An 8558-nucleotide genomic window follows, 5' to 3' on the forward strand; every position below is an offset into this window, starting at 1 on the left:
GGCGGGGTCTGCCCCGGCTCCAGCGGCTCGGGCTTGGCCGGCTGGTGCGGCTGCCTGCCGGTGAACGACGTCGAGCCGTCACCGATGAGCTTGGCCGGCCGCTCACCGCCGTCCTTCCCGCCGCCCTTGCCGTCCGCTCCCCCGGAGCCGTGGCCGGAACCGGCGGCGCCCCCACCGCCGTCCGAAGAGGTGGACGACCCGCAGCCGGTGAGTGAGGCGGCGGCCGCCGCCCCCGCGCCGAGGGCGAGCGCGCCCCTGCGGGAGTAGGTCCGGGACGTTATGCGCATGGAGATCCCCGATTCGTCACGCCTGCTTGGTGGTCACCCACTGAGAGGGCGTGACGATCGGGGAGGTTCCGCATATTTGTATGAATTTAGTGATGAATGCCGCGAACCGGATCGGCCGGCCCGCTGACCGGCCGTCAGGCCGCCGCATCCGGGCCCGTCAGGCCCCGAACGCCTTCCCCTGGGCCGTCCCCTTCCCCTTCTGCGGCTTGGCGCCGGCCCGGAGATGGACGGGTACGAGGTCGATGGCCGGCTCGGCGTAGCCGACGGAGACGATCCTGTCCCCCTGATATGTGAAAGTCGTCAGGGAGGCGAGCGTGCACTGCCGCTTGCGCGGGTCGTGCCACAGCCGCCGCTTCTCGACGTAGCTCCGCACGATCCAGATCGGCAGCTGGTGGCTGACCACCACCGCCTCGTGCCCGCGCGCCTTGTCCTTGGCCGCGTCCAGCGCGCCCATCATCCGCACGACCTGGTCGACGTACGGCTCGCCCCAGGACGGCTTGAACGGGTTGACCAGGTGCTTCCAGTTGTCCGGATTGCGCAGCGCGCCGTCGCCGACGCCGAAGGTCTTGCCCTGGAAGACGTTGTCGGCCTCGATCAGCCGGGCGTCGGTGCCCAGGTCCAGGCCGTGCGCCTTGGCGATCGGGGTGGCCGTCTCCTGCGCCCGCTCCAGCGGAGAGGCGACGACGTACGTGACGTCGCGGGGGGCGAGGTGCTCGGCGACCCGGTCGGCCATCTCCCGGCCCAGCTCGGACAGGTGGTAGCCGGGCAGCCGCCCGTACAGGATCCCGTCCGGGTTGGCGACCTCGCCGTGCCGCATGAGATGGACGACGGTGACGTCCTTGCCGGTGTCCTTGTCGTTGTTGTCCTTGTCGCTCACGCGGTGGCCTCCGCGGCCGCTCGGGCCGCCGCCGGGAGGGCGTCGGCGATGGTCTCAAGGGCCCGCTCGTCGTGGGCCGTGGACACGAACCAGGACTCGAAGGAGGACGGCGGCAGGTACACGCCGCCCGCCAGGAGGGCGTGGAAGAACGCGGTGAAGCGGAACGACTCCTGCTTCTTGGCGTCCTCGTAGGTGCGCACCTGCCGGTCGGTGAAGAAGACGGAGAACATGTTGGAGGCCGTCTGCAGCCGGTGCGCGACACCCTCCTTGGTGAGCGCCTCGGTGACGAGGCCCTGGATCTGCGTCGAGACGGCGTTCACGGTGTCGTACGCGGCGTCGTCCAGCAGCCGCAGCTGGGCGAGGCCCGCGGCGGTGGCGACCGGGTTCCCGGAGAGGGTGCCGGCCTGGTAGACGGGCCCGGCGGGCGCGAGGTGCGCCATGACGTCGGCCCGCCCGCCGAACGCGGCCGCGGGGAACCCGCCGCCCATGACCTTGCCGAAGGTCATCAGGTCGGGCCGGACGCCGTCGATGCCGTACCACCCGGCGCGGCTGGTCCGGAACCCGGTCATCACCTCGTCGGAGATGAACAGCGCGCCGTTCTTCTGGCAGGCGTCCTTCAGTCCCTGGTTGAACCCCGGGTCCGGCGGTACGACGCCCATGTTGCCCGGCGAGGCCTCGGTGATGACGCAGGCGACCTCACCGGGGTGCCGGTGGAAGGCCTCCTGCACCGCTTCGAGGTCGTTGTACGGCAGCACGATCGTGTCGCCGGCCTGCGCCCCGGTGACTCCGGGGGTGTCGGGCAGCGCGAACGTGGCCACCCCGGACCCGGCGGAGGCGAGCAGGCTGTCGACGTGCCCGTGGTAGCACCCGGCGAACTTGATCACCTTGGCGCGCCGGGTGAAGCCGCGGGCGAGCCGGATGGCGGACATGGTCGCCTCGGTGCCGCTGCTGACGAGCCGCACCTGCTCGACGGGCTCCACGCGCGCGACGATCTCCTCGGCGAGCGCGACCTCGCCCTCACCGGGCGTCCCGAAGGACGTGCCGCGGGCGACGGCCTCCTGGACGGCGGCGATCACCTCGGGGTGCGCGTGCCCGAGGATCATCGGCCCCCAGGAGCACACCAGGTCGACGTACTCCCGGCCGTCGGCGTCGGTGAGGTACGGGCCCGTGCCGGACACCATGAAGCGGGGCGTGCCGCCCACGGCGCGGAAGGCGCGCACCGGGGAGTTCACCCCGCCGGGCGTGACGGCGGCCGCGCGGTCGAAGAGCGCCTGCGAGACGGGCGCATCGTAGGGATAGGGCGTTTCGCTCATGGCACTCATGACGTGCGACTTCTCCGACTTCTCGGACTCCGGTTGCTCAGTGACCTCCTCAGGGTAGGCCGCGTGGCGGGCAACCGGCGTCCGGCCTCGGTGTCACCGGGGCGGGGGCCCGCCATCTGCGAGACTGAGACCTGACACCGGCCCGCTGATACATACGGCCCTCCCGGCACGTACTGATCAGTGACCGGATCAGTGACGGACGGGCGGCCGGGCCCGTTGCCCGCACGGGGGGAGTGGATGTTTCACCGCACGTTTCGGCGGGCGGCCGTGGGGGAGGTCACTGACACGATGATCGGGTTGCGCGGCGGGGCCCGCGCGTCCTAGAAAAGCAGTCGGGTGGAGATATGCATCGCGGTGGCGGACTGGGCGAGGGGACCGATGACCTGGGTCCTCGACGTGCCCGGCGGGGAAGGCACCGGCGCGACGTGGAGGAATCGAGCGAGGCACGTCAGACTGGCCCACGTCAGACACAGGGTGGACCGAGCGAGCGGACCGACCGTCCGCGGCCGGCGAGCGGGAATGGTGGTCGGGTGGGGGTGACGTACAAATACTTCGGCGCTCCGGACGGTGCGACCGCGGCCCGCGTCCCCATCTCCATGCGACCCGAGGAGCTCGGCGGCGACGAGCTGGGCATGAACGGCATGTTCACCAAGATCAAGCCGGAGACGATGGCCGCGATGGTCCTGACGGGCATCGAGGGCGTCCCCCTGCACAAGGTGCCACCCCTGGAACTGGTCGTCCTCCACCCCGACTACGCGGTCGTCAAACTCCCCATGACGGTCGTGGACCCGCTGCGCGGCATAGGCGAGGAAGCGGTGGGCGCGGCGGCCTTCATCTGGTCCACGGTCCCGGACCGCGGCGGCCCCCGCGACGCGTTCAACGTGTACCAGCTGCTGCACGAGTGGCAGGACTTCTCACACCGGCTGCATGAGGCGGGGCATCAGCCGTATTGCCTTGTCTGGCCCTGAGCAACGCGTCGTCGCCGCACGCTCCTCACAACCCCATCCACCCCAGCGGCCTGCCCGGCGGCTGGTCCATAACCCGGTGGCGCCGGACCGACTTGACGCACGACGTCGCTGTCCGTCGTGCGTTTTAAGGTGGAGATCGCCATGCAGGGGATGGGGGAACGATGCATTCACCGGACAGCGCGCTCGTGCTCGGCCCGGGCGGGCTTGTGGGTACCGCCTGGATGGGCGGACTTGCCCACGGACTGCGCGGCCTGGGCGTCGACCTGGGTGCGGCGAGTCTGGTCGTCGGCACCTCGGCAGGCGCGATCGTGGGCGCCGCGCTGGCCACCGGCCGGGGTCTCGCGCACTTCGCCGACCCCAGGGGCAGCGGCCGCCCCGGTCCCCGGCCGCCGCTGGCCGATCGGAAGCGCATGGGTGAGGTCTTCGCGGTCCTCGGTGCCGGCCTGCCACCGGAGGAGGCCCGTCGGCGGGTCGGGCGGATCGCCCTCGACGCGGTCGATCCGGAGGCCGGGCAGGCCTTGGTCGCGGCGCGACGCCGACTCGTCGGCACGGACACCTGGCCGACGGAGCGTCGCCTGCTCATTCCTGCCGTGGAGGCGGGAGGCGGCGAGCCGGTGGTCTGGGATCGCGACAGCGGCGTCCCGCTGGCGGCTGCCGTCGCGGCCTCCAGCGCGTTCCCGGGCGCGGCGCCTCCCGTCTCGATCGGCGGGCGCCACTACATCGACGGCGCGCTGAGGGCAGGCACCAACGTCGACCTCGCGAGCGGTGCGCGTGCGTTGGTCGTCGTGGAGTCGATGGCGCGGCAGGCTCCCGGGCAGGAAGCGTTGGCCGCGCTGGGGTCGGAGACGGTGGTGTCGCTGTTCCCGGACGAGGCATCGGCGGCGGCGCTTGGCACGGACCCGTCGGACCCGTCGGCGTGGGTGCCTGCGTTCCGGGCGGGGCAGCTGCAAGCCGCCGCCGCACGCGAGCAGTTGGCCGGGTCCTGGCCGCCGGCCAGACGCGAAGGCTTGGGATGAACGCCTCCCCAGGCACGTGTCCCGAGGGCACATGAGCCCGGGAAACGGCGTTGACCCCTGAGAATCGCCCGGTTCGGCCCTGGCCGGGGCTTCGCCGCCGGGCCCGTTCACGGGGTCGGGCGGGTGGCGACCGGAGCCGCCGCGGGAGCGCGCGCAGCCGAGGCGCCCGGCGTGAGCAAACCGCCGAGGGTGGCTCTCTAGGGCTGCGGGACGTCCTTGACGAACACGGGGCCGTAGACCGCCATGCCAGGACTCCTCCGAGGGGTCGCCCGCACGGCCGTCGTCGCCGGAACGGCCACCGCCGTATCGAACCGCGTGTCCCGCCGCCAGCAAGGGCGATGGGCCGCCCAGCAGGGATACCAGGAGCCACCCGCGCCGCAGGCGCCGTACCCTGCTGCGGCTCCGCAGACCCCCGACATGAGCAGCAAGATCGAACAGTTGCAGCAGCTGGGCGAGCTCAAGGCCCAGGGCGTCCTGACGGACGCGGAGTTCGAGGACCAGAAGCGCAGCGTCCTCGACTCCTGACCGTGTCTCGGCTTTGAGGCAGGGGTCGCGGGGAGTGCCGGGAAAACCCGTTGGCGGGGTGTCGTGGGCACTGCTACGTTTTCCGTGGCCGTGCGAGTGAGTTGAGGAGGTGGTACCCGTGGACGTATCGACGTGGGTGCTCTCCTCTGGGGTCACGGTCGGGCGGTAGGTCGTCCGGGAGCGCCGTTTTGTGAGCCTCCCGAAAGGCACGACCATGCATTTCACTTCTGAGCAGCGACTCGACGACGGTGTTGTCGAGCGCGAGTTCACCCTCGATGGGATTCCGGGCTTCCTGTGGACGCCGGCGGGTGCGTCCGCCTCCGCGCCCGTGCCGCTGATCCTGCTCGGCCACCCGAATCTCGGGCTGGGCAGGATGTACCCCCGGCTGGTGGGCCGGGCCCGGCACTCCGCGGCGGAGGGTTTCGCCACGGCCACCATCGAGCTTCCCGGCAGCGGCGACCGACCGCGTCTGCCCGAGCTGGAGGAGGCCCGCGCCGAGCTGCGCCGGGCGATGGGGGCCGGTGAGCCGGTCGGCGACGAGATCATCGACGCCGTGGTCCTCCCGCTGGTCGAGCGGGCGGTGCCGGAATGGCGGGCCGCCCTGGACGCGCTCCTCGCGCTGCCCGAGATCGGCGGTCCGGTCGCCTACTCGGGGGGCGTGATCTCCATCGGCGTCCGGCTCGCGGTGGTCGAACCGCGCATCGTGGCCGCCGGCCTCTTCGCCGGGAGTCTCGTACCGCGCGCCACGTTCGACGAGGCGCGGCGGGTCACCATTCCGCTGCACGTGCTGCTGCAGTGGGACGACGAGGGCAATGACCGGCAGGCGGCCCTTGATCTCTTCGACGCCTTCGGCTCCAAGGAGAAGTCGTTGCACGCCAACATGGGCGGGCACACCGGCGTCCCGCCGTGGGCCGGGGACGACGCGGCCCGGTTCTTCGCCCGGCATCTGAGCTAGGGCCCGGTGCGCCCACCTCGTCAGTGGTCGGCGCGGTCGAGTTCCTCGTCGAGGGCGAGGGCCGCGGTGATCAGGGCGAGGTGGGTGAACGCCTGGGGGAAGTTGCCGAGTTGCTCGCCGGTGGCGCCGATCTCCTCGGCGAAGAGGCCGACGTGGTTGGCGTAGGTCAGCATTTTGTCGAAGGCGTAGCGGGCCTGGTAGCGGCGGCCGGCGCGGGCGAGGGCGTCGACGTAGAGGAAGCTGCACAGGGAGAAGGTGCCCTCGCTGCCGCGCAGGCCGTCGGGCGAGGCTTCCGGGTCGTAGCGGTAGACGAGGCTGTCGGAGACCAGTTCGGCCTCCATGGCGTCGAGGGTGTGCAGCCAGCGCGGGTCCCGGGGCGCGATGAAGCCGACGGCCGGCATCAGGAGCAGGGAGGCGTCGAGGACCTCGCTGCCGTAGTGCTGGACGAACGCTTTGCGGCGGGGGCTCCAGCCGCGGTCCATGACCTGCCGCAGGATGGTGTCGCGGGCCTCGGTCCAGGCGGGTACGTCGGCCGGGCGGGCCAGTTCCCGGGCGACTCGGATGCCGCGGTCGAAGGCCGTCCAGCACATGAGGCGGCTGTAGGTGAAGTCCTGCCGGCCGCCGCGGGTCTCCCAGACGCCCTCGTCGGGGCGGTCCCACTTGCCCAGCAGCCAGTCCAGCACCCGGCACAGGCCGCGCCAGCCGTCGTAGCCCATGAACTCGGCCAGGTCGCCGGTGTGGGTGAGGGCGTGGACGGCCTCGCCGTAGATGTCGAGCTGGAGCTGGTCGGCGGCGCCGTTGCCGATGCGGACCGGGGCCGAGCCGCAGTAGCCCTCGAAGTGGCCGAGGGTCTCCTCGGTGAGACGGGGGTCGCCGTCGACGCGGTACATGATCTGCAGGGGCTCACCGGTGACCGTGCCGCCCGTCAGCATGCGCTCGCCGATCCAGCGGCGGAAGGCGTGGGCCTCCTCGACGAAACCCAGGCCGAAGAGGGCGTGGACGGAGAGGGAGGCGTCGCGGACCCAGGTGTAGCGGTAGTCCCAGTTGCGTTCGCCGCCGAGTTGCTCGGGCAGGCCGGCGGTCAGCGCGGCGACCGGGGCTCCGGTGGGCGCGTAGGTGAGCAGCTTGAGGGTGATCGCGGAGCGGTTGACCGTCCCCTGCCAGCGTCCGCGGTAGCGGCTGCGGTGGATCCAGCCGTACCAGTAGGCGCAGGTGGTGTCGAAGGCCGCGCGGATGCCGGGCTGGGCCGGTTCGGGGGGTACGGGGCCGCCCGCGGCGCACACGGTGAGTACGGCGGCTGCCATCTGGCCCTGGTCCAGCACGGTGGCGGCCGTGACGTCCTGTCCGTCGGCCCGTAGCTCGATGGGGGCCAGGCCGACGACCTGGAGGTGGGCGTCGATGCCGGGGCCGCCGAAGTGGGCCGTGCCGTCCCGCAGATGGAGGCCGTGGGGGGCGCGGCCGTAGTCGAAGCGGGGGCGGCAGGAGAGGCTGAAGCGCACCCGGCCGCGGGTCACCCGCATGACCCGGATCAGCTGGTGGCGGTCGGTGGCCCGGTCGGCGGGGCCCGGCGGCATGAAGTCGACGACCTCGCCGACGCCGTCGGGGGTGAGGAAGCGGGTGATGAGGACGGCGGTGTCGGCGAGGTACAGCTGCCGGGTGGTGACGTCGGGGCCGTCCACGGTGATCGCGAAGTGGCCGCCGCGGTCGTGGTCGAGCAGGGCGGCGAAGAGGCTCGGTGAGTCGAAGCGCGGTGCACAGAACCAGTCGACGACGCCCTCGGAGGAGACGAGCGCCGCCGTCTGGAGGTCGCCGACCATGCCGTGGTCGGCGATCGGCGGGTATCGGCGCATCAGCGGTCCGCGGTGCCCGGCCGGCCCGCGGTGCCCGGCCGGCCCGCGGTGTCCGGCCTGGCCGCCGTGTCCGGCTGGTATGCGGCGAGCGCCCAGATCACGAACACGTCGATCGCCATCATGATCACGGACCAGACCGGCGCGTACGGCAGGAACAGGAACTGTGCGAGCAGGCTCAGCGAGGCGAGCGCGATGCCGACAGCGCGGGCCCAGGCGGCGCCGGACAGGATGCCCCAGCCGACGACGACGGCGATGGCGCCGAGGATCACCAGGATCCAGCCCCAGCCGGTGAGATTGATCTTGTAGACGTAGTCGTCGACGCGGGCGTACACGTCGTCGGCGGCGATCGCGGATATGCCCTGGAGGATGGCCAGGACGCCGTTCAGCAGCAACAGCACGCCGGCGAAGGTGATGCCGCCGGCGGCCCAGGGACTCGACCTCTGGGCCTGGGAAGGGGCGGCCCGGCCGTAATCGCCGGCGGGTGCTCCGGAGTGGGGCTGTGCGGTCATGGGGGTGCTCCTCTCGGGCGTGCCGGGCGGTGTCCGGGCGGACGGCGCCCAGGCGGGCGGTGCCCTCGCGGACGGTGCGCTGGACACGTGTCCGACGGTTTCGACCTTGGGGGCGGACCGGCGGCGCAGCCACAGGCGTTAGGCCGAACGGGTGATGCGAGGGGCGCCCAAGACCGGCAGGAAGCCCCCCCCCCCCCCCCCCGCGCGCCGGGGGACCGCCGGGGGGGGGCGGGGGGCACGAGCGCGGCA

The 8558-nt window shown here is 72.3% G+C and carries 8 protein-coding genes and 1 pseudogene; 4 read left to right on the forward strand and 5 right to left on the reverse strand.

What is annotated here, in order from left to right; all coding sequences use genetic code 11:
• From ABZ854_RS36470 to hemL, 3 genes and pseudogenes are all read right to left on the reverse strand, one after another.
• Positions 1–287: pseudogene (locus tag ABZ854_RS36470) on the reverse strand (hypothetical protein); the annotation flags it as partial.
• A gap of 157 nt (positions 288–444) precedes the next feature.
• Complete coding sequence (locus ABZ854_RS36475) at positions 445–1104, reverse strand: histidine phosphatase family protein (protein WP_361220184.1); 660 nt, start codon at positions 1102–1104, stop codon at positions 445–447.
• A gap of 56 nt (positions 1105–1160) precedes the next feature.
• The gene (hemL, locus tag ABZ854_RS36480) at positions 1161–2477 is read right to left on the reverse strand and encodes a glutamate-1-semialdehyde 2,1-aminomutase (RefSeq protein ID WP_361220167.1); all 1317 of its coding nucleotides are present in this window, start codon (positions 2475–2477) and stop codon (positions 1161–1163) included.
• A 353-nt stretch (positions 2478–2830) separates the two neighbouring features.
• Between hemL and ABZ854_RS36485 the strand changes: the two genes are divergently transcribed.
• The 4 genes from ABZ854_RS36485 to ABZ854_RS36500 all read left to right on the forward strand — a co-directional run bounded on the left by ABZ854_RS36485 (position 2831) and on the right by ABZ854_RS36500 (position 5950).
• Positions 2831–3454 (forward strand): hypothetical protein, encoded by a 624-nt coding sequence (locus ABZ854_RS36485; RefSeq protein WP_206739266.1) that lies wholly within the window; start codon positions 2831–2833, stop codon positions 3452–3454.
• A 161-nt stretch (positions 3455–3615) separates the two neighbouring features.
• A complete protein-coding gene (locus ABZ854_RS36490) occupies positions 3616–4470 on the forward strand; it encodes a patatin-like phospholipase family protein (protein WP_361220170.1) in 855 nt (284 codons plus the stop codon).
• A 243-nt stretch (positions 4471–4713) separates the two neighbouring features.
• Positions 4714–4995, forward strand: coding sequence for an SHOCT domain-containing protein (locus tag ABZ854_RS36495; RefSeq protein WP_361220173.1), 282 nt, complete (start codon positions 4714–4716; stop codon positions 4993–4995).
• A gap of 214 nt (positions 4996–5209) precedes the next feature.
• Complete coding sequence (locus tag ABZ854_RS36500) at positions 5210–5950, forward strand: alpha/beta hydrolase (RefSeq protein ID WP_361220176.1); 741 nt, start codon at positions 5210–5212, stop codon at positions 5948–5950.
• 20 nt (positions 5951–5970) lie between these two features.
• Here ABZ854_RS36500 and ABZ854_RS36505 read toward each other — a convergent pair whose 3' ends face one another.
• The gene (locus ABZ854_RS36505) at positions 5971–7800 is read right to left on the reverse strand and encodes a glycoside hydrolase family 15 protein (protein WP_361220178.1); all 1830 of its coding nucleotides are present in this window, start codon (positions 7798–7800) and stop codon (positions 5971–5973) included.
• Complete coding sequence (locus ABZ854_RS36510) at positions 7800–8309, reverse strand: hypothetical protein (RefSeq protein ID WP_361220181.1); 510 nt, start codon at positions 8307–8309, stop codon at positions 7800–7802. Before ABZ854_RS36510 ends, ABZ854_RS36505 begins: the two co-directional genes overlap by 1 nt.
• Positions 8310–8558 lie beyond the last annotated feature (249 nt).

The organism is Streptomyces sp. NPDC047028, assembly GCF_040644095.1.
Lineage (GTDB): Bacteria > Actinomycetota > Actinomycetes > Streptomycetales > Streptomycetaceae > Streptomyces.

What these genes read in the sequence shown, in the direction of transcription:
- ABZ854_RS36475 (WP_361220184.1), bottom strand. Translation starts at nt 1,104, where the DNA reads ATGCGGCACGGCGAGGTCGCCAACCCGGACGGGATCCTGTACGGGCGG.
- hemL (WP_361220167.1), bottom strand. Translation starts at nt 2,477, where the DNA reads ATGAGCGAAACGCCCTATCCCTACGATGCGCCCGTCTCGCAGGCGCTC.
- ABZ854_RS36485 (WP_206739266.1), top strand. Translation starts at nt 2,831, where the DNA reads ATGCATCGCGGTGGCGGACTGGGCGAGGGGACCGATGACCTGGGTCCT.
- ABZ854_RS36490 (WP_361220170.1), top strand. Translation starts at nt 3,616, where the DNA reads ATGCATTCACCGGACAGCGCGCTCGTGCTCGGCCCGGGCGGGCTTGTG.
- ABZ854_RS36495 (WP_361220173.1), top strand. Translation starts at nt 4,714, where the DNA reads ATGCCAGGACTCCTCCGAGGGGTCGCCCGCACGGCCGTCGTCGCCGGA.
- ABZ854_RS36500 (WP_361220176.1), top strand. Translation starts at nt 5,210, where the DNA reads ATGCATTTCACTTCTGAGCAGCGACTCGACGACGGTGTTGTCGAGCGC.
- ABZ854_RS36505 (WP_361220178.1), bottom strand. Translation starts at nt 7,800, where the DNA reads ATGCGCCGATACCCGCCGATCGCCGACCACGGCATGGTCGGCGACCTC.
- ABZ854_RS36510 (WP_361220181.1), bottom strand. Translation starts at nt 8,309, where the DNA reads ATGACCGCACAGCCCCACTCCGGAGCACCCGCCGGCGATTACGGCCGG.